This window comes from Sinorhizobium sp. FG01, assembly GCF_002531875.1.
Classification (GTDB): Bacteria; Pseudomonadota; Alphaproteobacteria; order Rhizobiales; family Rhizobiaceae; genus Sinorhizobium; species Sinorhizobium fredii_C.
This window is the reverse complement of the sequence record NZ_NWTB01000003.1, coordinates 319003-344518: the sequence shown is the minus strand read 5'-3', so window position 1 is coordinate 344518 and position 25516 is coordinate 319003. Positions and strand designations below refer to the sequence as shown.

At 62.1% G+C, this 25516-nt stretch carries 27 protein-coding genes; 12 read left to right on the top strand and 15 right to left on the bottom strand.

The genetic code is table 11. The annotated features are described in order from the left end of the window. The first annotated feature begins 79 nt into the window (after positions 1-79). From CO656_RS04330 to CO656_RS04315, 4 genes are all read left to right on the top strand, one after another. Positions 80-970, top strand: a complete 891-nt coding sequence (locus CO656_RS04330; protein WP_037424151.1) for an MBL fold metallo-hydrolase — start codon at positions 80-82, stop codon at positions 968-970. Continuing rightward, positions 971-1309: a metalloregulator ArsR/SmtB family transcription factor gene (locus CO656_RS04325; protein ID WP_179864697.1), complete on the top strand. Its 339-nt coding sequence runs from the start codon at positions 971-973 to the stop codon at positions 1307-1309. 129 nt (positions 1310-1438) lie between these two features. Beyond that, positions 1439-2365 (top strand): ABC transporter ATP-binding protein, encoded by a 927-nt coding sequence (locus CO656_RS04320; RefSeq protein WP_097525061.1) that lies wholly within the window; start codon positions 1439-1441, stop codon positions 2363-2365. After that, positions 2362-3123: an ABC transporter permease gene (locus tag CO656_RS04315; protein ID WP_097524918.1), complete on the top strand. Its 762-nt coding sequence runs from the start codon at positions 2362-2364 to the stop codon at positions 3121-3123. The genes CO656_RS04320 and CO656_RS04315 overlap by 4 nt, the downstream gene beginning before the upstream one ends. A gap of 17 nt (positions 3124-3140) precedes the next feature. Here the strand turns inward: CO656_RS04315 and CO656_RS04310 are convergent, their stop codons facing one another. The 3 genes from CO656_RS04310 to CO656_RS04300 are packed head-to-tail and all read right to left on the bottom strand — an operon-like array spanning position 3141 to position 4893. Further along, complete coding sequence (locus tag CO656_RS04310) at positions 3141-3842, bottom strand: TIGR02281 family clan AA aspartic protease (protein WP_097524917.1); 702 nt, start codon at positions 3840-3842, stop codon at positions 3141-3143. Beyond that, entirely contained in the window at positions 3839-4060 is a 222-nt protein-coding gene (locus CO656_RS04305; RefSeq protein WP_097524916.1) for a DUF1289 domain-containing protein, read from the bottom strand. Before CO656_RS04305 ends, CO656_RS04310 begins: the two co-directional genes overlap by 4 nt. 44 nt (positions 4061-4104) lie before the next feature. Next, the gene (locus tag CO656_RS04300; RefSeq protein ID WP_097524915.1) at positions 4105-4893 is read right to left on the bottom strand and encodes an adenosylcobinamide-GDP ribazoletransferase; all 789 of its coding nucleotides are present in this window, start codon (positions 4891-4893) and stop codon (positions 4105-4107) included. A gap of 148 nt (positions 4894-5041) precedes the next feature. On the opposite strand from CO656_RS04300, the gene cobT reads away from it, so the two are divergent. Next, positions 5042-6058 carry a nicotinate-nucleotide--dimethylbenzimidazole phosphoribosyltransferase gene (gene cobT / locus CO656_RS04295; RefSeq protein ID WP_037424171.1) on the top strand — a complete coding sequence of 339 codons (1017 nt, stop codon included), beginning with the start codon at positions 5042-5044 and terminating at the stop codon, positions 6056-6058. Positions 6059-6245: 187 nt separating this feature from the next. Beyond that, positions 6246-6656, top strand: a complete 411-nt coding sequence (locus CO656_RS04290) for a diacylglycerol kinase (protein WP_037424173.1) — start codon at positions 6246-6248, stop codon at positions 6654-6656. A gap of 23 nt (positions 6657-6679) precedes the next feature. Here CO656_RS04290 and CO656_RS04285 read toward each other — a convergent pair whose 3' ends face one another. Further along, the gene (locus tag CO656_RS04285) at positions 6680-8215 is read right to left on the bottom strand and encodes a HAMP domain-containing sensor histidine kinase (protein WP_097524914.1); all 1536 of its coding nucleotides are present in this window, start codon (positions 8213-8215) and stop codon (positions 6680-6682) included. 137 nt (positions 8216-8352) lie between these two features. Between CO656_RS04285 and CO656_RS04280 the strand changes: the two genes are divergently transcribed. The 3 genes from CO656_RS04280 to CO656_RS04270 all read left to right on the top strand — a co-directional run bounded on the left by CO656_RS04280 (position 8353) and on the right by CO656_RS04270 (position 10250). Beyond that, on the top strand, positions 8353-9069 hold the full coding sequence (locus CO656_RS04280) for a thermonuclease family protein (protein ID WP_037424177.1): 717 nt from the start codon (positions 8353-8355) through the stop codon (positions 9067-9069). Next, positions 9062-9697, top strand: coding sequence for a uracil-DNA glycosylase family protein (locus CO656_RS04275; RefSeq protein WP_097524913.1), 636 nt, complete (start codon positions 9062-9064; stop codon positions 9695-9697). The genes CO656_RS04280 and CO656_RS04275 overlap by 8 nt, the downstream gene beginning before the upstream one ends. 64 nt (positions 9698-9761) lie before the next feature. Beyond that, positions 9762-10250, top strand: a complete 489-nt coding sequence (locus CO656_RS04270) for an Lrp/AsnC family transcriptional regulator (protein ID WP_037424182.1) — start codon at positions 9762-9764, stop codon at positions 10248-10250. A gap of 38 nt (positions 10251-10288) precedes the next feature. On the opposite strand, the gene CO656_RS04265 is transcribed toward CO656_RS04270, so the two are convergent. From CO656_RS04265 to CO656_RS04255, 3 genes are all read right to left on the bottom strand, one after another. Beyond that, positions 10289-11020, bottom strand: coding sequence for a DNA alkylation repair protein (locus CO656_RS04265; protein WP_097524912.1), 732 nt, complete (start codon positions 11018-11020; stop codon positions 10289-10291). Then, complete coding sequence (locus CO656_RS04260) at positions 11017-11907, bottom strand: NAD(P)-dependent oxidoreductase (protein WP_272938887.1); 891 nt, start codon at positions 11905-11907, stop codon at positions 11017-11019. The genes CO656_RS04265 and CO656_RS04260 overlap by 4 nt, the downstream gene beginning before the upstream one ends. 70 nt (positions 11908-11977) lie before the next feature. Beyond that, positions 11978-12802, bottom strand: coding sequence for a class I SAM-dependent methyltransferase (locus CO656_RS04255; protein ID WP_097524910.1), 825 nt, complete (start codon positions 12800-12802; stop codon positions 11978-11980). Between the two features lie 190 nt (positions 12803-12992). Between CO656_RS04255 and CO656_RS04250 the strand changes: the two genes are divergently transcribed. Further along, on the top strand, positions 12993-13718 hold the full coding sequence (locus CO656_RS04250) for a DUF2270 domain-containing protein (protein ID WP_097525060.1): 726 nt from the start codon (positions 12993-12995) through the stop codon (positions 13716-13718). A 24-nt stretch (positions 13719-13742) separates the two neighbouring features. On the opposite strand, the gene CO656_RS04245 is transcribed toward CO656_RS04250, so the two are convergent. The 4 genes from CO656_RS04245 to CO656_RS04230 all read right to left on the bottom strand — a co-directional run bounded on the left by CO656_RS04245 (position 13743) and on the right by CO656_RS04230 (position 16752). After that, positions 13743-14009 carry an usg protein gene (locus CO656_RS04245; RefSeq protein WP_037424194.1) on the bottom strand — a complete coding sequence of 89 codons (267 nt, stop codon included), beginning with the start codon at positions 14007-14009 and terminating at the stop codon, positions 13743-13745. A 165-nt stretch (positions 14010-14174) separates the two neighbouring features. Then, positions 14175-15005, bottom strand: a complete 831-nt coding sequence (locus CO656_RS04240; protein ID WP_097524909.1) for an ABC transporter permease — start codon at positions 15003-15005, stop codon at positions 14175-14177. Continuing rightward, positions 15002-15805: an ABC transporter permease gene (locus CO656_RS04235; RefSeq protein WP_037424199.1), complete on the bottom strand. Its 804-nt coding sequence runs from the start codon at positions 15803-15805 to the stop codon at positions 15002-15004. The genes CO656_RS04240 and CO656_RS04235 overlap by 4 nt, the downstream gene beginning before the upstream one ends. 164 nt (positions 15806-15969) lie before the next feature. Further along, a complete protein-coding gene (locus CO656_RS04230; RefSeq protein WP_095677955.1) occupies positions 15970-16752 on the bottom strand; it encodes an ABC transporter substrate-binding protein in 783 nt (260 codons plus the stop codon). A 387-nt stretch (positions 16753-17139) separates the two neighbouring features. Here CO656_RS04230 and CO656_RS04225 point away from each other — a divergent pair, with 387 nt between their 5' ends. Next, a complete protein-coding gene (locus tag CO656_RS04225) occupies positions 17140-19437 on the top strand; it encodes an OmpA family protein (RefSeq protein ID WP_097524908.1) in 2298 nt (765 codons plus the stop codon). A 248-nt stretch (positions 19438-19685) separates the two neighbouring features. Here CO656_RS04225 and CO656_RS30700 read toward each other — a convergent pair whose 3' ends face one another. The 4 genes from CO656_RS30700 to CO656_RS04205 all read right to left on the bottom strand — a co-directional run bounded on the left by CO656_RS30700 (position 19686) and on the right by CO656_RS04205 (position 24791). Next, positions 19686-20120, bottom strand: coding sequence for a hypothetical protein (locus CO656_RS30700; protein ID WP_234819703.1), 435 nt, complete (start codon positions 20118-20120; stop codon positions 19686-19688). 98 nt (positions 20121-20218) lie between these two features. Next, the gene (locus CO656_RS30695) at positions 20219-20425 is read right to left on the bottom strand and encodes a helix-turn-helix domain-containing protein (protein ID WP_097524907.1); all 207 of its coding nucleotides are present in this window, start codon (positions 20423-20425) and stop codon (positions 20219-20221) included. Positions 20426-20565: 140 nt separating this feature from the next. After that, entirely contained in the window at positions 20566-23676 is a 3111-nt protein-coding gene (locus tag CO656_RS04210) for an efflux RND transporter permease subunit (RefSeq protein ID WP_097524906.1), read from the bottom strand. After that, the gene (locus CO656_RS04205) at positions 23676-24791 is read right to left on the bottom strand and encodes an efflux RND transporter periplasmic adaptor subunit (protein WP_097524905.1); all 1116 of its coding nucleotides are present in this window, start codon (positions 24789-24791) and stop codon (positions 23676-23678) included. Before CO656_RS04205 ends, CO656_RS04210 begins: the two co-directional genes overlap by 1 nt. A gap of 100 nt (positions 24792-24891) precedes the next feature. On the opposite strand from CO656_RS04205, the gene CO656_RS04200 reads away from it, so the two are divergent. Beyond that, positions 24892-25479, top strand: a complete 588-nt coding sequence (locus CO656_RS04200; RefSeq protein ID WP_097524904.1) for a TetR/AcrR family transcriptional regulator — start codon at positions 24892-24894, stop codon at positions 25477-25479. Positions 25480-25516 lie beyond the last annotated feature (37 nt).

The window sequence follows — 25516 nt, the reverse complement described above, 5'->3', positions numbered from 1 at the left end:
AGGACTCGCACGGGTCACTTGGCGTGATCTTTCACTATATATTATATTTAAATATATAGTGATGATATGGAGGGGACCCATGCCGGCAGCTGCAACTGCAAAACCGGAAGTCAAAGGCTTTTACGAGTGTCGCACATGCAGCATCCAATACGTCGTCTCCGATCCGGCCACGAAGCGTTGCGCCATCATCGACCCGGTTCTCGATTTCGATGAAAAGTCGGGTGCGACGGCGACCGTGCAGGCGGATCTGATCCTCGACTATGTCGCGGAGAACGGCCTGACGGTCGAATGGATCCTCGACACCCATCCGCATGCGGATCATTTTTCGGCCGCGGCCTATCTGAAGGAACGGACCTGTGCGCCGACCGGCATCGGATCCGGGATCGTGCGGGTGCAGAAGCTCTGGAAGGATATTTACAATTGGCCGGAGCTCGAGGCGGACGGGTCGCAGTGGGACCATCTCTTCGACGAGGGCGAGCGCTTCTCCCTTGGATCGATCGAAGCCCGGGTGCTCTATTCGCCGGGCCACACCCTTGCCTCCATCACCTATGTCGTCGGCGACGCAGCCTTCGTCCACGACACGATGTTCATGCCCGACAGCGGCACGGCAAGGGCGGATTTCCCCGGGGGTGACGCGCGTCAGCTGTGGCATTCGATCGGCGAGATCCTGGCGCTGCCGGACGAAACCCGGGTTTTCACCGGGCACGATTACCGCCCGGAAGGTCGCGAGCCGCGCTGGGAAAGCACGGTCGGCGAGGAGAAGCGCTGCAATCACCATATCGCCGGCGTGAGCGAGGATCAGTTCGTTCAGTTGCGCGAGGCACGCGACAAGACGCTGCCGATGCCGAAGCTGATCCTGCACGCATTGCAGGTCAATATTCGTGGCGGCCGCTTGCCGGACCCGGAGGCCAACGGCGCGCGCTATTTGAAGTTTCCGCTCAATGCGCTGAAGGGAGCGGCATGGGGCTGAATGGAGATGCGAACGGTCACCAAATGTCAAAACCGCGGTCGGGACATGGGCGGGCAGGCGGGCGAAGCGGCGGCGCTTCTCAAGACGCTTGCAAACCAGAACCGGCTGATGATCGTCGCTACGCTCGCCGACGGCGAGCGTTCGGTGGGCCAGTTGGAAGAGATGCTCGGCATTCACCAGCCGACCTTGTCGCAACAGCTGACCGTGCTGCGGGAGACGGGCATCGTTGCGACGCGGCGCGACGCCAAGCAGATCTTCTATCGCCTTGCCGAAGAAAGGGCTGTGCGATTGATCACCGCCCTCCAAGACATCTTCTGCCGGGAGGGGACGAAGCGATGACCATCTATCGGCGTCCGTGAACGGTGCGTCACCGGAAATTTGTCTGGGACGGGCTGCAAAACAGCGCGAATTGGCCCATATAGAGCGGCAACCCGCCGATATTTGCCCCGCTTTCCGGATTCGTTTTTCATGGCTCCTATTGTTTCCGTTTCGAACCTGTCGAAAACCTATGCCTCAGGCTTCAAGGCGCTGAAGGGCGTCAGCCTCGAGATCGAGGAGGGGGAGATTCTCGCCCTGCTCGGGCCGAATGGCGCCGGCAAGACCACGCTGATCTCGATCATCTGCGGCATCGTCAATCCGAGCGACGGAGAGGTCACGGTCAATGGCCATGACGTCGTGCGCGACTTTCGGCAGACGCGGGCGATGATCGGGCTGGTGCCGCAGGAACTGACGACCGATGCCTTCGAGACGGTGTGGAACACCGTTTCCTTCTCGCGCGGCCTGCACGGCAAGAAGCCGGACCCCGCCCACATCGAGAAGGTGCTGAAGGACCTGTCGCTCTGGAACAAGAAGGACAACATGCTCCGCGAGCTTTCCGGCGGCATGAAGCGGCGCGTGTTGATCGCCAAAGCGCTGTCGCACGAGCCGCGCGTACTCTTTCTTGACGAGCCGACCGCCGGCGTCGACGTCAGCCTGCGCAAGAGCATGTGGGAGGTCGTCGAGCGGCTGCGCGCCTCGGGCGTGACGATCATCCTGACGACGCATTACATCGAGGAAGCGGAAGAGATCGCCGACCGGATCGCCGTCATCAACGGCGGTGAAATTCTTCTGGTCGAGGACAAGAATGCGCTGATGACCAAGCTCGGCCGTAAGCAGTTGCGCGTCGATCTCGCCCAGCCGTTGGAGCGTATCCCGGATTCCTTGTCGTCCTACAATCTGACACTCGAGGACAATGGCCAGAGCTTGATCTACGACTACGACACGAGCGCCGAACGCACCGGCATCACCGCGCTGCTCGCAGCGCTCGCCGAGACCGGCGTCAGGCTTCGGGACCTCTCGACCCAGCAGAGTTCGCTCGAGGACATTTTCGTGGAGATTGTGGAGGCGGGGCGATGAACATCGAGGCAATCAAGTCCATCTATTTCTTCGAGATGGCGCGTACGCGACGCACCCTGTTGCAAAGCGTAGTGTCGCCGGTCATTTCGACATCGCTCTATTTCATCGTCTTCGGTGCGGCGATCGGCGAGCGCATCCAGCAGATCGACGGCGTCTCCTATGGCGCCTTCATCACGCCCGGGCTGATGATGCTGACGCTGCTGACGCAATGCATCGGCAACGGCTCCTTCGGCATCTATTTCCCGAAGTTCACGGGGACGATCTACGAAGTGCTGTCGTCGCCGATCTCGATGCTGGAAATCGTTCTCGGCTATGTCGGCGCGGCGGCGACCAAGGGGCTGATGATCGGCACGATCATCCTGATCACCGCCTCGCTCTTCGTCGATCTCAGCATCGCCCATCCCTTCGCGATGATCTTCTTCTTCGTGCTGACCGCGGTGACCTTCAGCCTGTTCGGCTTCATCATCGGCATCTGGGCGAAAGACTTCGAGCAACTGAACCTGATCCCGATGCTGGTCGTTCCGCCGCTCGTCTTCCTGGGCGGAAGCTTCTACTCGGTCGACATGCTGCCGCCCTTCTGGCGGGCCGTCAGCCACTTCAATCCGGTGCTCTATCTGATCAGCGGTTTCCGCTGGAGTTTCTTCGAGATCTCCGACGTCAACCCGCTCGCGAGCGCCGTGATCATTGTCGCTTTCCTGGCGATCTGCATGGCCGTCCTGACCTGGATTTTCCGCACCGGGTACAGGCTGCGGAACTGACGACCCGACGATAAGCGTCAGTCCCTCAGACGCAGCTCATCGGTGCGCATCTGCAGGGTGTCGAGGGTCGAGAGGAAGCTCATGCCGAGCAGGCTGCGGTCGAGCTTGCCTTCGGCGGCGACGGTCGCGCGGATATTGCGGCGCTCGATCGGGCCGATCGCAAACTCCTCCAGCGTCACCGGCGCAGCGAGCGCCGGGCCGTTCGCCGTCATCACTGTCAGGGTATAGCCGAGGCCGGACGGATCGAGGCCGACCCGCTCGGCGTCCTCGTAGGTCAGGGCGATGCTGCTCGCTCCGGTGTCGACGAGCATGCTGACCTCCTGGCCATTGATCGTCGCGTCGGCCTGGAAGTGGCCGTCGAGGCGCTTGCGCAGCACGACTTCCGGCTGCCCCTCGCTGTCGGTGACGACCATCGTCCGGCCGGGCACGAGTTCCGAGAGCACCCGGTCGCCGAAGGCCCGAAGCTCGACGCGATAGGCATAGCCGGAGACAAGCCCGACGGCGATCAGCAGCCATACGGCGATCTGGCGCAGACTCTCGCCGAAATGGCGTCGGCTGCGCAGAATGCCGGCCGCAAGCAGCGTCGCAATGGCGGCGAGCGAGACAAGCTGGCCGAAGTGGTCATTGTTCATGCCGAGAGTCTGACCGCTGTCGTGATTGAAAACGAGGAGCGCGAGGCCGATGGCGAGGATTGCCAGCAGAAGGATCAGACGGTTCATGCGCCGCTTCGTTCCCGCGCCAAGCGTGCCCGGCGGGTTTCCCGCCGCGGCTTGCGCTCGACGGTCTCGAGCCGGGCCGGCAGCGCCTGCATGATGCTCTGCCGCTCTTGGTCGGTGTAGAGCGTCCAGGAGCCGATTTCATTCCGCGTACGCCCGCAGCCGAAACAGTAGCCTGTCCGGTCATCGATCGCGCAGACAAGAATGCAGGGAGATTCCATCGGCTTGGCGTGCTCTATTGGCTTCGTCGATTTATATCGGCCTTTCAGATGGCCAGCGCAAGAGCGCCGAGGACGGCGATCTCCGTCAGCTGCTGCGCGGCGCCGATCGTGTCGCCCGTATGGCCACCGAGCTTGCGGGAGACGGTCCGCCCAAAACCCAACACGGTGAAGGCCAGGGCAACGAAAGCGAGCAGGGCTGCAATCAGAGAAACGCCGGCAGCGTAAAACAGCAGAAGCGAGAGGATCGCCCCTGAACCAAGCGCTTGCGATGCGGCGCGTGGCTCTGGAACGCCGGCCGCGGCTGCAACTCCGTCGCGGCGGGCCGGCGGCAGGCGCGACCAGTGCCAGACCATGGCCGTGCGGCTGAGGGCGGCGGTCCCGAGAAGCGCAAAGGCGGCCCCGATGGGGGAGAGTAGCGGCAGGAAGGCCGCGAGTGCCGAAACGCGAAGTCCGAAGGAGAGGATGAGGGCCACCGCTGCATAGGTGCCGATGCGGCTATCCTTCATGATCGCCAGCGCTCTCTCGCGATCACGGCCGCCGCCGAGGCCATCGGCAGTGTCGCCGAGGCCGTCCTCGTGCAACGCGCCGGTGACGAGCGCCTGCACGCCGACGATCAGGAAGGCGGTGAACAGCGAACTCGCCTGAAGCACGTCCAAGAGCGCGGCGAGCAGCGCGGCAGGGAAGGCAATCAGGATGCCTGCGAGAGGGAAAGCGCGCACGGCGCGGCTCAATCGGCCGTCATGGCCCGTGAAGTGCCGCTCAGGCATGGGGATGCGGCTCAGGAACGCAATCGACCGCATCAGATCATCACAGAAATCGCCGACAAAGCGCATTGTTTCTCCCGGGCCGGATCCACTCGAATCGCCGGCCCTTTGCCGGATCATGCTCCGTGGACAGCATTTGACGCAAATGCCGTTGCCGGAAGCGGTGGCAGCCTCTATGAGGGCATCGAACGCCCCTTCGGACATGCAAGGATTCCCAATGAGTGCCAGCGGCCTGCCGTTTGATGATTTCCGCGAGTTGTTGCGTAACCTGCCGGGTCCAGATGCCGCGGCGCTCGTTGCGGCGCGCGAGCGCGATGGGCAACTGACGAAGCCGCCGGGCGCGCTCGGCCGTCTTGAGGAAATCGCCTTCTGGCTCGCCGCCTGGACGGGCCGTCCGCCTGCCGTCAACCGGCCGCTGGTCGCGATTTTTGCCGGCAATCACGGCGTGACCCGGCAGGGCGTTACCCCCTTCCCATCGTCGGTCACGGCGCAGATGGTGGAGAATTTCGCCGCCGGCGGGGCGGCCATCAATCAGATCTGCCTCACCCACGACCTCGGGCTCAAGGTCTTCGACCTCGCCCTCGATTATCCGACCGGCGACATCACTGAGGAAGCGGCGCTTTCCGAACGCGACTGCGCGGCGACGATGGCCTTCGGCATGGAGGCGATCGCCGGCGGCACGGACCTGCTCTGCATCGGCGAGATGGGCATCGGCAACACCACGATTGCCGCCGCAATCAACCTCGGCCTCTATGGCGGGACGGCCGAGGAATGGGTAGGGCCGGGGACCGGCTCCGAGGGCGAGGTGCTGAAGCGCAAGATCGCCGCCGTCGAGAAGGCGGTCGCCTTGCATCGCGATCACCTGTCCGATCCGCTTGAACTGATGCGCCGGCTCGGCGGCCGCGAGATCGCGGCCATGGCGGGCGCCATTCTCGCGGCACGCATGCAGAAGGTGCCGGTGATCATCGACGGCTACGTGGCAACGGCGGCCGCGTCGATCCTCAAGGCCGCCAATCCGGCGGCACTCGACCATTGCCTGATCGGTCATGTCTCGGGAGAGCCAGGGCATATCCGCGCCATCGAAAAGCTCGGCAAGACGCCGCTCCTGGCGCTCGGCATGCGGCTCGGCGAGGGCACCGGCGCCGCACTTGCCGCCGGCATCGTCAAGGCGGCCGCCGCCTGCCATGGCGGAATGGCGACCTTCGCCCAGGCCGGCGTCAGCAACAAGGACTGAAGCCGCGGCTTCGCCGCTTCCTGTCGGCCGACTGTCTGCCATGGTATGCTTGGCGGCTGCGGTCTTGATGCCGGGCGTCTTCTCGCCTATCCGCAGACACGGGGCGCGCGCTCTTCAATTGAAGTCGGCCTCGCATTCGCCGCAATCGCAATGTCGAAGCTCGCAGTTTGAAGCATGTCGAGACGAAATGGACGCCAAGAACACCACCCCAAACGGTCGAACCGCCCCGTTCACCAAGCATAAGGGCATCCGCCATCTCTTTGCGGCCGCGAGCTATTCGCTTGGCGGCGCGAAGCGGCTTGTCGGCGAGGCGGCCTTTCGCCACGAACTGATCGCCTTCGCGGTGGCAATGGTCGCCTTCGTGATCGCCGGCGCCAGCTTCTTTCAATATGTGGCGATGGCCATCCTGTTCCTGCTGATGATGGCGTTCGAAGCGATCAACACGGCGATCGAAGAGATCGTCGACCGTGTCTCGCCGGAAATCTCGGAAATGGGCAAGCACGCCAAGGATCTTGGATCCTTCGCGTGCTTGTGCCTCATCCTGGCGAACGCCACCTACGCCTTTTACGTGGTATTTCTAGCCCGCTATCTTGGCTGAGCGCAGCCGCCGGCGGCGCTCGATTAGGCGAAGCTCTTGCGGCGGCGCGCCGGCGAGGGGGCGTCCTCGACCGGAGGAAGGCTCTGAAGGACGCGGCGGGGCGGCAGGATGGCGATCGCCTCGGTGCCTTCGCGAAGCTTCGAGCGCAGGATGAATTGGCCATTGTGCTTGGCGAGGATCGCCTGGACGATCGGCAGGCCAAGGCCGGTGCCCTGTTCGGCGCTCTTGATGGCGATCGAGCCCTGGCCGAAGGCGGACAGCACGATCGGAATTTCCTCCTCGGGAATGCCTGGGCCATTGTCTTTGATGGAGATGTATTGCCCGCCGCCGGCGGTCCAGCCGACCTTGACAGTGATTTCTCCGCCGGACGGCGTGAACTTCACTGCATTCGACAGGAGATTGAGAGCGACCTGGCGCAACGCCTTCTCGTCGACCCAGACGGAGGGCATCGCCTGTTCGAACTGCGGCTCGATGGTTATGTTCTTGCCGCGGGCGCGCAGCTGCACCATGCCGATGCAATCCTCGGCGATCTCAACGAGATTGACGGCCTCTTCGTTGAGTTCGTAGCGACCGGCTTCAATGCGGGAAAGGTCGAGGATCTCGTTGATGAGGTTCAGGAGATGCTCGCCGGAGCGGTGAATGTCGACCGTGTATTCCTTGTAGGTCGGGTTGTTCAGCGGACCCAGCACTTCCGTCGACATCACTTCCGAGAAGCCGAGAATGGCATTGAGTGGCGTGCGCAGCTCGTGCGACATCGATGCAAGGAAGCGGGACTTGGCAAGGTTCGCCTCTTCGGCGCGCCGGCGCGCCTCGTCCGACATGGACTTCGCCACTTCGAGTTCGGCGATCAGGTCGTCCTTTTCCGATTGCATGGAGAGGATATGCACATTGGCCTTGTTCATCCTCTCGGTCATGAAGGCGAGGAAAACGAGCGAAAGCGACAGGATGCCGGTCATGCCGACATGGATAGGGTCACCGCCCGCCAATGACGTGAAACCGAGCGCGGCGACCACGGGGAGAAAAGTGTAGACCAGGGCGTTGCGCAGCAGAAACGTGCCCATGGCGGTGGCGGCAAGCGCAATGAACAGCCCGGTTCCTTCGAAGAGCGCGAACTGGATGTCGCCACAGGCACTGCAGTCCTGCAGGGCAAAGATGGCCCAGCAAAGCCCCATCAGCAATTGACCGGCGAGAAAGCGGCGGCGCCAAATGGCCACCTTCTCCGTGCCGATGTTCTGGCGCTTCGCCTTGCGGGCAAGGTAAACGGTGGCCGCGTGGGCCGAGAGCGTCGCCAAGCCCCAAAAGAGGATGCTCGGCTGCTCGGAAAGGTAGAGCCCGATAGCCGAAATCAGGCCGACGAGCAGGGGGACGGCGATAGCGCCGTGCAATACGGCATCGACGTGGAGGAGGAGCATTTCCCGGTCGAAGCCGGAAGGGGCGGAGGAGCCGGTCTGCAGGCGCTGGCGAGTCGCGCGCACCGCCTTCGAAACGGCCTTGTTTCGATGGTTTCGCGACTTGTCGACGATGATCTTATCAGTCGATGTGCTGACGGCGATGCTCATGCTTCGTGGGTCGGGGATTGCGTTTGGCTTTGAAGTCTAGGATGCAATCCTTAAGAAGTTGCTGCCCGCTGGAAGGATTCGACAACCATTGTGGCGCGATTGCGTTTTTGCCTGATGCCAGACAGAGAGGTCGCCGTTTGAAACCAGGGCACCGCAAATTCCGTATCGTCGGTGGCGGAAAGCCGGCGGCTCCCGGACGGCGCTTCGTTTTTGGGCGTCCGGGAAGCGTTGCGCAGCGGAGCAATCGCTCGGAGGGACGCGGCAGCCTGATCGGCGGCTGGGTGTTCCTGCTTCTGTTGAGTTTTGGCGCCTATGTTGCCTCTAGTCTGCCGCCGCCGGAAAAGGCCCTTACCGGGGAACTGCTCGGCGCCGCCGTCGCGAGCGACGGAGACAGCCTGCGGCTCGCCGGCCGTCGCGTCAGGATCGAGGGCATCGATGCTGCCGAGATCGACCAGACGTGCCGGCGTGGCACGACGAGCTGGGACTGCGGTGCGGAAGCAAGGCGGCGCCTGGCCGAACTCGTCGAAGGGAGGACGACGCGCTGTCGCCTGCATGGCCGCGACCGGTACGGCCGCGAGCTCGGCCTCTGCGAAGCCGGCGGGCGCGACATCGGCCGCGAGATGGTTCTCTCCGGTCTTGCGGTCAGCTATGGGCTCTATCGTGACGAGGAGGAACAGGCGCGAAATCGCCGTGCCGGCCTGTGGGCGGGGGCGTTCGCCCGGCCGCAGGAATGGCGCCGATCCCAAGGCGAGGCCGAGGAGGCGCCGCACCAGGCCGGCGACTGGCTCGAACTTATCCTGCAGTGGCTCGAAGACCAGGTTTGGAGGTTCGCGAGGGAGATCGTCGGTGCCTAATGCCGAGGAACGGCTGGTGGATCTGCGTGCCGCGATCGCGGCCTGCCGCCTCTGTCGCGACGATCCGGCGCGCGGCGAGGGCCATCGGCTGCCGCATGAGCCGCGGCCCGTGGCAGTCCTCTCCGCCAATGCCCGGATCCTGATCGCCGGCCAGGCACCGGGCTTGCGGGTGCATGAGAGCGGGCTTCCCTTCAACGATGCTTCGGGTGACCGGCTGCGGCAGTGGCTGGCGGTCGATCGGGAAACCTTTTACGACCCGTCCAACTTTGCAATTGTGCCGATGGGATTCTGCTTCCCCGGCTACGACAGACATGGCAGCGACCTGCCGCCGAGGGCCGAATGCGCGCCGCGTTGGCGGCACAGGGTGATGAATGCCATGCCGCAGATCGAGCTGGTTTTGGCGGTCGGCCACTATGCGCAGCGCTGGCATCTCGGCGCGGATTGTCCGAAATCCATGACCGAGACCGTGCGCGACTGGCGCCGCTATGCGGCGCGCAATTCCGGCACGGCTGTATTGCCCATGCCCCATCCCAGCTGGCGCAACACCGGCTGGTTGCGGAAGAACCCGTGGTTCGAGGCGGAACTGCTTCCGTTCCTGCGCGGCCGCGTCGAGGCTTTGATCCGCTGAAACAATTTTCTTTATCTTCATGAATTCCGCGCTATAGAGGGAAAAATATTCGAGAGGATTTGCTATGGACCGTCTGGACCGCAAGATCCTGCGCCTCTTGCAGGAAGACTCGACTTTGGCCGTTGCCGACCTCGCCAAGAAGGTCGGGCTTTCGACGACCCCTTGCTGGCGGCGCATCCAGAAGATGGAAGAGGACGGCGTCATCCGTCGCCGCGTCGCGCTTCTCGATCCCGTCAAGGTCAATACCAAGGTGACGGTGTTCGTCTCGGTTCGCACCAACGCCCACTCGATGGAATGGCTGCGCCGCTTCTCCGAAGTGGTCGCCGATTTTCCGGAGGTGGTCGAGTTCTACCGCATGAGCGGCGACGTGGATTATCTGCTGCGCGTCGTCGTGCCGGATATTGCCGCCTATGACGCCTTCTACAAACGGCTGATCGCCAAGATCGAAATCCGCGACGTTTCCTCGGCCTTCGCCATGGAGCAGATCAAATATACGACGCAATTGCCGCTCGATTACATGGTCATCGATCAGGCGAAATCGAACGACGACTAGGTCCGTTCGCAGTTGAGGCAAAAGTGAAACTTTTGCTTCTATCCGTCTGACTTTCCTACCGACAACCGTTCTCCGCTCGTGAGGCCGAGCCTGCCTCGCACGTTTGCGCCGGTCAATTCTCGAACGGCGTCCTTGCCCGTCCATCGCGCCGCGCGATTGCCGCTGGCGGCAAGCTTTTCCGCAAGCGCCAGGGAAGGTCCGTGGCAGGCGGCGTTGCGCTTGCCTATCTGTCTCAGGGCCCAGTTTACCGCCTTCTTCACAAAGTTGCGTTCGTCTTCGGCGTGGACCTCGATCAGAGGCAGCCAGGCGAGCAGCGCCGCATCAGGCTCCCGCTTCAGATGCACGGCGCAGGTGGCGATCATTGCGAAGGCGAGGCGGCGGACGAATTCGCGGTTGTCGCGGGCGAATTCCGGGATCAGCACCTGCTCGAAGCGCGCGGCGACGAACAGGTCGGCTACCGTGTCGACAATTTCCCAGGAGTTGCAGTCGGCCGCCCAAAGCCGTGCCTCGTCGAGCGTCAATACCTTGGGATCGGCGGTATAGGCCGCCAGGATGCGCGCCTCACGGATGCCGGAGCGCCACAGCGCCAGCGCGCGGAATTGATTGGTCTTCGCCAGCCGGGCGACACGGCGAAGCTCGACATTGGAAATGCCGAGCGCCGTTTCGGTTGCAATGCCGAAGCGCGCCATGCCTGCACGGTTCTCCGCCGAAGCATGGCCACGCAGATGATCGATGAGCTCTTCCGCCGATGAGGCCGGCGCAGGCGTCATTTCTCCAGCCGGGCGAGCAGGGAGGACGTGTCCCAGCGGCTACCGCCAAGGGCCTGGACCTCGGCATAGAACTGGTCGACCAACGCGGTGACGGGCAGCTTGGCGCCGTTCCGCCGTGCTTCGGCGAGGACGATGTCGAGGTCCTTGCGCATCCAGTCGACGGCAAAGCCGAAGTCGTATTTTCCGGCATTCATCGTCTTGTGGCGGTTTTCCATCTGCCAGGAGCCAGCCGCGCCCTTGGAGATGACCTCGATCACCTTCTCGATGTCGAGTCCCGCCTTCTTGCCGAAATGGATGCCTTCGGCGAGGCCCTGAACGAGGCCGGCAATGCAGATCTGGTTGATCATCTTGGTAAGCTGGCCGGCTCCCGCCGGCCCCATCAGCCCGACCATGCGCGCATAGGCGTCGATGACGGGCTTGGCCCGATCGAAGACCTCGGCATCGCCGCCGCACATCACCGTCAGGACACCGTTTTCGGCACCCGCCTGGCCGCCGGAGACCGGAGCGTCGATGAAATGCGCCCCCTTTTCGCGGGCGGCGGCATATAGCTCCCGGGCCACCGCGGCGGAGGCGGTCGTGTTGTCGATGAAGACTGCGCCGGAGCCGATGGCCTCGAAAGCTCCGTCCTCTCCGGTGGTGACGGAACGCAGGTCGTCGTCATTGCCGACGCAGGCAAAAACGAAATCCTGGCCCCTTGCCGCCTCTGCCGGCGTTGCCGCCGCGCGCCCGCCAAACTCGGCTGCCCAACGCTCCGCCTTGGCGGCGGTGCGGTTGTAGACGGTCACCTCATGCCCACCGCGAACCTTGAGGTGGCCGGCCATAGGATAACCCATGACGCCGAGACCGATGAATGCGACTTTGGCCATTGCGAATGCTCCCGTTTCGATTTGGCCGAAGATTTAGCGGAATTGAGCGGAAGGCGGAAGGCCGAGTGTCGTCTCTTGCCGACCGACCGGGTCAGAGAAAGCGGGCGATCACCAATTGCCCGGCAATGGGCTGACCTTCTTCCATGCGTACGGTGATGTCGGTCACCTCGACGATCTCGAATCCGGTCGCGGTGAGCCGGTCGCGCAGATAGGCTTCGGAATGGGCGAAGCGCTGATGCGGGCCGACCATGAAGGGACTGCCGGCGAATGTCTGATCGGGAAGGGTTTCGCTGGAGAAGATCAGCAGGCCGCCCGGTACGAGATTGTCGACGGCGCCGAAGAAGAGGGCCTCCAGTGCGCCCACATAGGGCAGCACATCCGTGGCGACGATCAGGTCGAACGGCGCCTCTTCGTTGTCGTCGAGGAAATCGACCGCTTCGGCGACATAGAGCGTCTCGTAGAGGTCCTTCTCATGGGCGATCTCGACCATGTTCTCGGCGAGATCGATGCCGGTGATGTCCTCCGCCAGGTCGCGCAACGCGCCGCCGGTCAGCCCCGTGCCGCAGCCGAGATCGAGCACCCGCTTGAACGGCCCGAGTTCCAGGGCCTGGACGCGCTGGCGGACGAGGAGCGGCACGCAATAGCCGAGTTGCTCGACAAGCACGTTGTCAAAGACGTCCGCATGCTGGTCGAATAGGGTCGCGACATAGGCATCCGGAGCCTTGAGCGGCGTCTCGCCCCGTCCCATGGACGCAAGCCTGACCGAAGCTCCGCCGTGATCTTCGGGATCGAGCTCCAGCACTTCGCGGTAGGCGGCCGCGGCGGCGTCGAAATTGCCGGACTTTTCAAGGGCAAGCGCGCGGTTATAGGCCTCCGCCAGCGCTTCCTCGTCGATCTTTTTGCTCTTCTGGGTCATGGCCGCTTCTTACGACTGCCGGAGAGCTTTGGCAATCGCCCGCCATCGCCCCTTGCTCGACATCCCGTTCATCCATGCGGGCCCCGTTTAGCATCTGCTCAAGAATTCGCCGGCGCGCCGCCTGGCGGGTTTATCCCGAAAGCGATTGGAGTCATGATCATGAAAAGCATGAGAAATCGGGAGGATGCTGATGTCCGCCGAACTGAGCCCGCTGACATTGGAAACGGAGATGCCGGAGAGGCAGGGTCCACCTCTGCCGCAGTCATCGCAGGAGACGATCAACACGATCGTGCATTATTATCGCGGGGAAATGGGGCGCATGGCCGGCTGGCGGGATCGCATCGACCGGACATCGAACTGGGCAATCACCGTCGTGGCGGCAATGCTTTCCGTGTCGCTGTCGACGCCGTCGTCGCATCATGGCGTGCTGCTCTTTGCGATGCTGCTGATTACCTTGCTGTTGCTGATCGAAGCGAGGCGCTACCGATTCTTCGATGTGTATCGCGCGCGTGTGCGGCAGCTCGAACGCGGCTATTTCGCGCAGATCCTTGCCCCGGAAGGCACGCAGAGTTTCAAATGGTCGGCGGCAATTGCCAAGAGCCTGCGCAGGCCGGCCTTCCTAATGACCTACAAGGAAGCGGTTTGCCGCCGGCTGCAACGCAATTACTGCTGGATGTACCTGATCCTGCTGCTTGCCTGGGCGCTGAAGATATCCTCGCCGAAGATCTCCTCGACCGGCGAACCCTTCGGCCATGTGCGGTCATGGACCGACTTTACGGAGAATGCTGCGCTCGGTCTCTTGCCGGGCTGGAGCGTCATGGTCGGCGTTTCGCTCTTCTACGCCGTGGTGGCCTACGGCTCGCTCCGCAAGGAGGAACACGAGGGCGAACTTGCCCATGGCGAGGTGCACGTCTGACCGCCGCGACGGCGGGCAAGATTATCAGTGCAGGATGAGCTCGCCCTTGAGTGCCCGCCATTCCGTCGCCGATATCAGCTTGCGATGAACATAGCGGACCGAATGCAGCGGCCCATCCAGCTTCTCCTGCCAGAACTTGAGAAAGCCGCGCATTTCCGGAAAGTCCGGGGCGATATCGTAATGCTGCCAGATATAGGCCTGCAACAGGGCGGGGTGGTCGGGCATCCGGTAGAGGATCTGGGCCGTCGTCAGGCCATAACCCTTCAGCTGCAGTTCCATGTCGTTTGTCATCAAGGACCTCGCTTCTGACAAAGGTTGGTCACTATGATGAAGCGCTTAGTTTGTTAATCAATACCTAATATCGGCGTAGTGGCGCAATTAACATCGAAAAAACAAAGGCTTGTCAGCAAAGATAAACGAGTGCTGCCAAGCCGGTTTGCTACGCACCGCTGGGACTCAACGCTTCAGATGGCGCGTCAAGCGAGCTTCGAGCCAGCCCCAGATATTGCGCAGAACCTCCACGATCAGGAGATACAGCGCTGCCGCCCACACATACATCTGGTAGTCGAATGTACGGGAAAAGGCGCGCCGGGTCTCTCCCATCAGGTCGAAGACCGTGACGATCGCGACGATCGCCGAACCCTTGATCATCAGGATGATCTCATTGCCGTAGGGGCGCAACGCCACGATCATCGCCTGCGGCAGGATGACCTTGAAGAAGGCGACGCGCTGCGGCAGGCCAAGGGCCGCGGCACCTTCATGCTGGCCGCGCGGGACGCTTTCGATGGCACCGCGAAGGATCTCGGCCTGGTAGGCGGCGGTATTCAGCGTGAAGGTGAAGAGTGCGCAATTCCAGGCGTCGCGGAAGAACCACCACAGGCCGATCGCGTCGAGTTGCGGGCGGAAGCTGCCGAGCCCGTAATAGACGAGGAAGAGCTGCGTGATCAGCGGCGTGCCGCGGAAGAAATAGACATAGGCATAGGCGAGCCAGGACCAGAGCCTGTGCTTCGACATCCGCCCGAGCGCCACCGGCAGCGACAGGAGGGCGCCCATCAGGATCGACGAGGTGACGAGCATCAGCGTCACCCCGAGGCCGGACAGGAAGCTAGATCCGTAGCGCGAGAATTTGTCCGGGTCCCAACCCTCGACGACGGAGAAGAAGATGCCGACAGCGAGGGCCAGCCAGATACCAAGCGTCACGCTGCCGACGAAGCGCGACAGGGTGTAGGCTTTCGGCGGAGCCGGGGGCGGGGCCTGAGGTGGAATCAGGGTTTCGGCAATGCTCATCGTTGCATCTCCGCGCGTTTGGTCCGCCGCTCGAGCGCCGCGAAGGCGATGGAAGAGACCATTGCCAAAATGAGGAACAGGATGCAGGCGATGCCGTAGAACTGGAATGCTTCCTTGGTGACGCGCGCGGCAATGCCGGTTTGGCGGAGAATATCGGGGAGGCCGACGACCGAAACGAGCGCAGTGTCCTTGAGCAGTACCATCCAGAGATTGCCGAGACCCGGAAGGGCGATACGCACGAGTTGCGGCAGAATGATCAACAGCATCGTTTTGCCACGGTGAAAACCGAGCGCATCGCCCGCTTCGTACTGACCCTGCGGAATGGCCTTGAAGGCGGAAAGCAACACCTCCGAGCAGTAGGCGGAGAAAACGACGCCAAGCGCGACCATGCCGGCGGCAAAGGCGTTGATTTGAACGGGCTCGTCATAACCCAGCGTCGCCAGGAATTGCTGGACGAGAATCTGGAGGCCGTAATAGATAATGAAGAGCGTCAGGAGTTCCGGAAGGCCCCGGAAGATCGTGGTGTAGATATTGGCCGAAAGCCGCAGGGTCCGTTCATTCGATTGCTTTGCGAGGGCGATGAAGAAGCCCATCACCAGCCCGAGGGGCAGGGTGGCCATTGCGAGGCTCACGGTCACGAGGAATCCATAGGCGATCTCGTCGCCCCAGCCGGTATCGCCGCACGCCAGGAGTGTGCCGGAACCGAACCAACGAAAGACCCCGGCCGGCCCGCAGAATGGGTCGATCATCGACACGACCCAGGCAAGGCCGGAGAACAAGGCGGCAAACAATCCGCTCATGCCTCTATATTCCCCTTATCCGTTCTTATTGGCGCTGAGGCGCATATTTTTCGATTTGTTGTCAAACAAAAACGGTGGAAGGGCAAGCCCATCCACCGGTGCATTTTTTCATCAACCGAGACTTAGCCGACATCACTGCCGGATCTTCTCAGAATGCGCGGCGATCAGCTGCCGTAAACGTCGAACGGGAAGTACTTTTCGTTGATTTCCTTGTACTTGCCGTTGGCCCGGATGGCTTCGATAGCCTTGTTGAACTTCTCGCGGAGCGCGTCGTCGCCCTTGCGGACCGCAATGCCGGCGCCTTCGCCGTTGATGGCCGGGTCGACCGGCAGCGTGCCGAGCAGCTTGCAGCAGGCGCCGTCTTCGGTCTTCAGCCATTCGGAGATCACGACGACATCATCGATGGCGGCATCGATGCGGCCGTTGATCAGGTCAAGCTTGTATTCGTCCGCAGTCGGGTAGAGCTTGATATCCGCACCCTTCATATGCGCTTCGGCATAGTTTGAATGGGTGGTCGAGCCCTGCGCTCCGAGCGCCTTGCCTTCGAGCGCTGCCCCGGTGGCCTCGGTAATCGGCGAATCCTTCGGCACGACGATGGCCGGCGGCGTGTTGTAGTATTTGTGGGTGAAGTCGACCTTTTGCTTGCGTTCCTCGGTAATCGACATGGAGGCGATGATCGCGTCGAACTTCTTGGCGATCAGCGCCGGGATGATCCCCTCCCAATCCTGGGTCACAAAGGTGCATTCGGCCTTCATTTCTTCGCAAAGGGCCTTGGCGATGTCGATATCGAAGCCCGTCAGCGAGCCGTCCGCCTCGAGATTGTTGAAGGGCGGGTAAGCGCCTTCGGTGCCGATCACGACCTTTTCGCCTTCCGCCATGGCGGAGCTCGCCATGAGCACGAAAACGGCAGCCGATGCGGCAGCTACCATCCGTCTGGAAATACGCATGATTATCCTCTCTGTTGGCCGGCATCCGGTCTGTTCTTGTGCGCGGATGCCAAATAGCGCCGGCAGGAGCTGCCCGCCGGTTGCGGCGATATTCGTACGCTTTTCCTGTAAAAATCAACAGGAAAGCGGCGTCGCCCACCGCGGAGATGTCCCCTTCTTGCGGTCGCTGAGGTTGAGGAGGCGGAAGATCGAACCGTTCATGAACGGTTAATGTCGGCTTCGATAGCCCTGGGGGCGGAACCGATCCGTGGCTGAGGAGTTCGACTACGGATTTTTTGACCGACACAAAAATGTCGGAACCGCGGGTCATGGCCCTATGCCGATGCGATGCGGCTTGAACTGTGGCGCGGCGGGCGAGGCCGCCGAGCCACAAGAGGAAGGAAGACAATGTCCATTCGATCCAAACTTTTCGCAACGGTCGCCTTGCCCGTATTTGCGGCTTCTCTTGCGGTCCAGCCCGCGCTTGCCGACAGCCTGATGGCACCGTTCGAAGTTGCGCAGGAAGGTGCCGAACAGCCGTCACCGGAGGATTTGCTGCTGCTGAAGAAGCGCAAGCAGCGCGCCGCTGAGGAGGAGTCCCAGGGGCAGGCGGAAGAACAGCAGCCGCAGGCGGAAGAACAGGAAACGCCAAGGCGCAAGAAGCGCCAGCAACAGGCCGAAGAGCAGCAGCCCGCCGCTGAGGAGGCCGCTCCGCAGCAGGCCGAGGAGCAGGAAACGCCAAGGCGCAAGAAGCGCCAGCAGCAGGCCGAAGAGCAGCAGCCCGCCGCTGAGGAGGCCGCTCCGCAGCAGGCCGAGGAGCAGGAAACGCCAAGGCGCAAGAAGCGCCAGCAACAGGCCGAAGAGCAGCAGCCCGCGGCCGGGGAGGCTGCCCCGCAGCAGGCCGAGGAGCAGGAAACGCCAAGGCGCAAGAAGCGCCAGCAGCAGGCCGAAGAGCAGCAGCCCGCGGCCGGGGAGGCCGCTCCGCAGCAGGCCGAGGAGCAGGAAACGCCGAGGCGCAAGAAGCGCCAGCAGCAGGCCGAAGAGCAGCAGCCCGCCGCTGAGGAGGCCGCTCCGCAGCAGGCCGAGGAGCAGGAAACGCCAAGTGGCAAGAAGCGCCAGCAGCAGGCTGAAGAGCAGCAGCCAGCCGCCGAGGAGGGTGCTCCGCAACAGGCCGAAGAACAGGCGCCCACCCGCAAGAAGCGCCAGCAGCAGGCTGAAGAGCAGCGTCAAACGGAGGAGCAAAAAGCCGCCGAGCAGCCGATTGTCGTGCCTGACGGTGGAACGACCGCCGAGCAGCCGGCGACCGAGGCTCCGGCCCAACAGACGGGCGAAGGCGAGCAGCAGCCCGTCCCCGGTACGGAACAACCCGCAACGGCAGAGCAGCTTCAGGGCGAGCAGCCCCAGGGTCAGCCTGCTCCCGAGGTGGTCGATGAGCGCACCGTGGAAGAGAAGCAGAAGATCGCCGAGGATCCGGCGGCTTCCGACGATACGGTCGTGCTTCCAGTGGAAAAGGGCGCTGCCGTTCTCGATAGCGATAAGGACGCTGACACTTCCGGCGGCAACCAGTCGCGCGAAGCCCGGCGCAAGCAGCGCGAGGAACTGCGCGCGAAGCAGGAAAGCATAGCTCCTCCAACCGACGATGCTTCCGCGCAGGCGCAGGCGGCGATCCCAGTGGAGTCTAAGGAGGAACTTTCGCAACGGATCGAGGCTGTGCTGAAGGAGGAAGGCGAGCGGGTCGAAGAAGCCCCGGCCTTTGCCGTTCCGGAGACGACAAACATCGTCAACAATACCGTCGTCAATAACACGGTCATCAACAATACCACCGTCAACAACACGACCGAAAACAACGTGACGGAAGTGCAGGTGGTCGAACAGGTGGACGACCGGGTGATCCTCGGCGTCGGAGATCGCATCTTCGTGCGCGGCGACGACCGGCCGCGTCTGCGGCTGAACTCGGAGGAGTCCTACTACGACAATCTGTCGGGTGGCCGTGTCCGCGAAACGATCGTTCGTCCCGGCGGCTACCAGATCGTTACCGTCTATAATCGCTACGGCGATATCCTGACGCGCACGCGCGTCGATCGGGACGGCAATGAATATGTGATGATGTATACGCCGGAGTATGAAGAGGATCGGCCGGCGATCGTCGATGTCGGCTACGAACTGCCGCCGATGCGGCTCAGTATTCCGGTCGACGAGTACATCGTCGATGTGGCCGAGGATCCGGACCGGGATTACTACGAGTTCCTGTCCGAGCCGCCGGTCGAGCAGGTCGAGCGCGTCTACACCATCGATGAGGTCCGCAACTCCGCCCGCCTGCGCGACAAGGTGCGTCGTATCGATCTCGACACGATCCATTTCGCAACTGGAAGTGCCGAAGTGTCGATGACGCAGGCAAAGACGCTGCGAGGTGTCGCGGATGCAATGAACAAGGTCCTCGAGAAGGATCCGGGTGAAACCTTCTTCATCGAGGGTCACACGGATGCCGTCGGATCCGACCGGTCGAACCTGGTGCTCTCCGACGAGCGTGCCGAGTCGGTCGCGGTGCTGTTGACCGAGGTCTACGGCGTCCCGGCGGAAAACCTGGTGACACAGGGCTATGGCGAGCGGTTCCTCAAGATCCGTACCCCGGAGGCCGAGCAGGAGAACCGCCGCGTCACGATCCGCCGCGTCACTCCGCTGGTGCGGCCGGTCGCGCAGCGTTAACAGCGCGGACGAATGCCATGTTTTTGATCGGGGCCGGTTTGCCGGCCCCGTTTTGTTGGTGGCGCATCAGAGAATCAATTTTCATCTCCCCGGGGATTGCCGCAAGACATCTGAGCCGCAGCAATTTGAGGTGCGCCGTGAAGTTTCAACGAGCCTCGGAGTGGCAGAACTCGGCTGTCGACCCGTTGCTGTCGTCGAGGGTGCGTACGTTTGAAGCCGCTGCTTACACGCCCCAGAGCGAACCTTGGTCAGCCGCTCGATGCGGCGGTGAAAACCGCCAACTGGGCGTCGAAAGCACGCTTGTATGCGGGCCACGCTTCGCCGCGAGCGACATAAACGGAGAGGTTCGTGCATTCCTCAAATAGTCCCGATCCCTTCAACCTCTGGCCGAGAGCCTTCTGGATAAGGCGGAACTGCTCGCGCAGGGCCGCTTCGGTGTCTTCGCCGCGTCGAACAGAGTGCTCGATCAGAATCGGGTGGAAGAACGGCGTGAACGCGGTGTTGACCGCACACGCCGTTTCAGCGGGATCTTCGACCTCGAACTCGTCCGCCTCTTTGCCTTCGCGGACGATCGCCTCCAGGATCGTCATCATCCGCTCCTCATGCGCCTTGATGACCGGCCAGTCTTCCCGCGCGGCCGTCGCAACAAGGGCATGCATGCGCTTTTCCCCGGTCAACTGCATCTTATTGTGGTGGTGAACCGCGCTCAGGATCTGCTCGAGCTTCTCCAAGGCCGGCACGTTCCTGCTCGCGATCGCAACGGCCACGTCGGCGGCCCGGCTCAAAATCCGCCGCAGACGGACTCGCTGATCGCATCTTTGGAAGGGAAGAAGCGGTAGATATTGGCTCGACTCATGCCGAGTTCGATGGCGATGTCGGCCATCGATGTCTTCTGATGACCGATGCGGTGGAAGTGCTCTTCCGCCACGTCCAGGATGCGCGCCCGCAAACTGTCGGTATAAGTTCCCGGTCGGTCCGGATAATTCATGAATGTCTCCAGAGCGGATGAACGGATCTGCCGGACCCAGCCGGACGATCATCCTGTAAGCGCTATGATCGCGGGCCGGCCGTGTGTCGTGTTCAGTCAAGGCCGGCGCGCGGCTGACCGGTCTCAGCCGCGGCCGGGCACTACTCGGCCGCCAGCGCTATGCGTACTTTCGGCTCCTCCGTCGACACCTCATGGATCTCATCTGCAGTCGGCTTGATCCGGAACCACGCCGCGTAGAGCGCCGGCAGGAACAGCAGGATCAGCACCGTGCCGACCGCCGTGCCGCCGATCAGGGTATAGGCCATGGATCCCCAGAACACCGAGTGGGTCAGCGGGATGAAGGCGAGGACTGCAGCGAGGGCTGTCAGGATGACGGGCCTCGTCCTCTGCACAGTCGCTTCGATAACCGCATGATAGTCATCGAGACCGGCCGCCTGGTTCTCCTTGATCTGCTCCGTCAATATCAGGGTGTTCCGCATCAGGATGCCGGCCAGTCCTATCAACCCGAGAATGGCATTGAAGCCAAACGGCTGATTGAAGAGGAGCAGCACCGGAACCACCCCGGCAAGACCGAGCGGCCCCGTCAGCATCACCATCGTCATCGTCGACAGGCTCCGAACCTGGAGGATGATGACGATCAGCATGGCGGCAATCATGGCAGGGAAAATCTGGACGAGTGCGACATTTGCCTTGAGGGACTCTTCGATATTTCCGCCCATTTCGATCCGATACCCGACAGGAAGCGTGGCGATCAATGGCTGAAGAGCTTTGAGAATTTCCTGCGATACTTCCGGTGGCTGGGTCGCCTCGTTGATGTCAGAGCGGATGGTGACGACCGGAGTGCGGTCACGGCGCTTCATGATCGGCTCCTCGAAGCGGACCTCGGAGTGGCCAATCTGGTCGAGCGGAATTGGTCGGCCATCCCTGCTCATCAGCGAGAAATCTGCCAATCTCGACGGATCAAGGCGGTTTTCGCCAGCACTCCGTGCGATGACAGGCACGTTGCGGATATTCTCGCGGACCTGCGTGATGGGTACCCCGCTCAGCAGCAATTGCATCTGCTGAGCAGCCTCTGCAGGAGAAAGGCCGATCAGGTTTAATCGCTCTTGATCAGGAATGAAGCGCAGAACGGGCGTGCGATTGCCCCAGTCGCGGTTCGCCTGGCGAACATCCGGCACACTCTTCATGATGGCGAGGGCCTGCTCGGAAATCCTGTACAACTGATCTGGATCCGGGCCCATGATTCGGAACTCAACCGGGAACGGTGTGTAGGGACCGAACACCAACTGTGTGACACGCACGGAGGCTTCGGGAGCGAGGCCACTGGAGACGGCTGCCCGCAGGCGATGCTTCAAAGCCTCGCGTGCATGGGCATCGGGCGTCAGCACCACGATCTTGGCGAATGCGGGATCCGGCAATTCCGGTGCCATGGCGAAGAAGAATCGCGGCGCACCCTGACCGATGTAGCTGGTCGCGATCTTCGCCTCGGGCTGGTCCTGCAGCCAGCGTTCGAGTTTCTTGACGGTGGCCGTGGTCGTCTCGATGCTCGTGCCTTCAGGCAGCCGAACTTCCACAAGAACCTCGGGACGGTCCGAGGTCGGGAAGAACTGCTGCTTTACGGACCCCATGCCGAGGACGGAGACGGCCATGACAACGCCGACGAGACCGCAGGTCAAGAATTTGTGACGGACTGCGAACTCGATGAGACTGCGAAGGCGCCGGTAATTGGGAGTGTTGTAGATGGCGTGATGGCCGCCTTCCACTGGCTTGATTGCGGGCAGCATCTTGACGCCGAGGTAGGGCGTGAAAATGACCGCGACGAACCATGAGACGATCAAAGCGAATCCGACGATCCAGAAGATGTTGCCTGCATATTCGCCGGCGGTGGATCGGGCGAATCCCACCGGCATCAGCCCAATGATCGTCACGAGTGTGCCGGATAGCATGGGCGCTGCCGTATGGCTCCAGGCATAGGCGGCCGCCTTGATGCGGTCCATGCCTTCTTCCATCTTTACCACCATGACCTCAATGGCGATGATGGCATCGTCAACGAGCAGACCGAGCGCCAGGATCAACGCGCCGAGTGTAATGCGGTCGAAAAAGCGCCCGGTTTCCAGCATGATGAGGAAGACGACACCGAGCGTCAGCGGAACTGCGAGAGCGACGACGATACCGACGCGCCAACCGAGGCTGACGAGGCTGACAAACAGCACGACGCCGAGTGCCATTGCGAATTTCAGCATGAACTCGCCGACGGCTTCATGGATGTTGACTGCCTGATCACTGACTTTCGCAAGCGTCATGCCGAGCGGCAGGGTTTGGGCGATCGCGGAAGATCGTTCTTCCAACGCTTTTCCGAGTTCGAGGCCGTTCCAGCCTTGCTGCATCACAACCCCAAGCATAATGGCGGGCTCGCCGTCATGCCGAATGAGATAGGTGGCCGGATCCTCATAGCCGCGGCGCACTTCTGCAAAATCTGAGAGCTTCAGCGTGCGTCCGGCTGCAACGATCGGCGTGTCGGCTATCGACTGGATGCTGTCATAGGCACCGTCGAACCGAATGAAAACCTGCGGCCCGCGCGTGTCGATCGATCCTGCCGGGGTCACGGTATTGCGTCGCTGCAAAGCGGCTGCGATGTCTTGTGCCGAGATCCCGAGAGTAGCCAGCTTGGCATAGGAGAACTCGACAAAAATCTGCTCCGGCCGTTCGCCCAGTATGTTGATCTTTTTGACGCCGGGTACATGAAGGAGATCCTGGCGAATGGTTTCGGCCTGCCGCACAAGGTCACGCATCGGCATACCCTTGGCCTTGAGCGCGTAAAGCGCGAAGCTGACGTCCGAATATTCGTCATTCACAAACGGGCCGAACACGCCTTGGGGAAGGTTGCGGGCTTCGTCTCCGAGCTTCTTTCGTGCCTGGTAGAACTCTTCCTCAACTGCACTGGGCGGCGTGCTGTCCTTCAACGTGACGGTCAAGAACGCGTATCCCGGCCGGGTTGTTGTCTCGACCCGGTCGTACCAGGTGAGTTCCTGAATGCGTTTCTCGAGCTTCTCAGCGACAAGATCCTGCATCTCACGCGCGGTCGCGCCCGGCCAGACGGACGTGACGGTAAGTGTCTTGATGGTGAACGAAGGATCTTCAGCTCGTCCCAGCTTGACGAAGGCATAGGCGCCGGCGGCAGCCAAAAGGACGATGAAGAACAGGGTGACGGCTCGCTCGCGGACGGCGAGTGCGGAAAGATTGAAGGTCATCAGTTTGCCGCCTCTGCCTTTTGCACGCCTGTACGCACACCCGCGCCGTCCTGCAGCAGATGCGCTCCCAGAGCGACGACGGGCTCGCCTGCCTTCAGACTGGAAACCACTGCGATCTCTTCGCCGATGTGTTCGATTTCCACCTGCCGGAAGTGGACGGTCGAAGATTTTTCATCGAAGATCCAGACGCCGGTTCGGCTGCCGTCATCCAAAACGGCGCCTACGGGCACCGCTGCATGCGTTTGCCCACTGCCATTGGAGATTTTGATCGTAACTGTCGCGCCAAGCGGGGCTGACGCTGCGGCGCCGTCCAACACCCAGCGCGCCTCATAGGTCCGGGTTCGAGGGTCAGCCGCATCAGAGATCTGACGAAGCCGTGCCTTGTCTTGCCGGCTTTCATTTCCGTAGATACTGGCCCCGGCTATTTCGCCGATCTGCGGGCGGAGAGATTCCGGGAGCCAAACAAGCGCCTCACGAGGTCCAGCTTGGGCAAGCCTGATCACGGTCTGTCCGGCTGCGACGACCTGCCCCGGCTCCCCGAGCGTCTCCACAACGGTTCCATCGCTGTCGGCAACCAGCAGAGAGTAGGTTGCCTCGTTTTCTGCGACTTTCGCTTCCGCTTCCGCCGCAGCAAGTTGGGCGGTAGCAGTGTCGAGTGCAGACTTTGCTTGCTCATAGCGCTGGGGCGTCGCGGCCAATCCGCCTTTCACCAGCGCGGCGTAACGCCTTTCGTCCGCTTCCGCCTGGACCACGACAGCCCGAGCTGCGACGACTGCATTGCGTTTTGCCGTAAGCGCAAGACGGAGATCGGTCTCATCGATGCGCATCAGGGGTTGACCGGCCCTGATCTGCTCGCCGACGTCCACATAGCGTTGGATGATCTTGCCGGGTACACGAAAGCCGAGGTTGCTCTCGACCCGGGCCGCGATCGTGCCTGTAAAACTGCGCTGGGCCGTCTCCGGCCTTTTCGCTTCCACCAGGCTCACGAGCGGCGGCGCGACGCGAGGATCTGCGGCTGCCGCCTCGACTCCCGATGGTTCGACGATGAACGCATATGCCGCGCCCCCGGCTGCAGCCACAAGGCCGATCGATGTGAGAAGAAATTTGCGCTTCATGTCAGATGACCCTTGTTAACGGGCGCCGCGTTGAATTAGATTGCGATCTAAATCTAAATATGATATAGATGTCAAGTGAAATCTATTTGGGGGTCGATCAATGAGAGTTAGCCGAGCCCAGGCGGAGGCAAATCGCGAAGCGGTCATCAACGTGGCGAGCCGGCTTTTTCGAGAGCACGGCTTTGATGGCATCGGACTTAAGGATCTGATGAAGGGGGCCGGCCTCACGCAGGGCGGATTCTACAAGCAGTTCGAATCCAAGGACGATCTTGCGGCACAGGCCTCAAGGCGGGCGATGGAGCACGCGACCCGCAGATGGTCGTCTGTTGCTGCGGCAAGCCCTGATCCCCTTGAGGCCGTTATCGAGCTCTACCTGTCGACCGGCCATCGCGAAGAAAAGGGCGACGGCTGCCCCTTGGTGGCGCTTGGCGCCGATGCGGCGCGCCAAACCGAGGAGGTGAGAGCCCCGTTCCAGGATGGAATTCAAGCGCATCTGCAGATCCTCAACGAACTGATGGAGGAGACGAAAAGTCCCAAATCCTCTGAAAAAGCCATGGCAATGCTGTCGCTGATGGTGGGTGCCGTGACGATCTCTCGTATCTTGAACGAGGAAGAGATGTCGCAGCGCTTTCTTGCGGCAGCCGCGGACGAAGTTCGTCGGATCGCCGTCTCCGCAAGAAACACGTGAGATATCCACTTCCCGCCAACGGCGTTCGCACGATGAG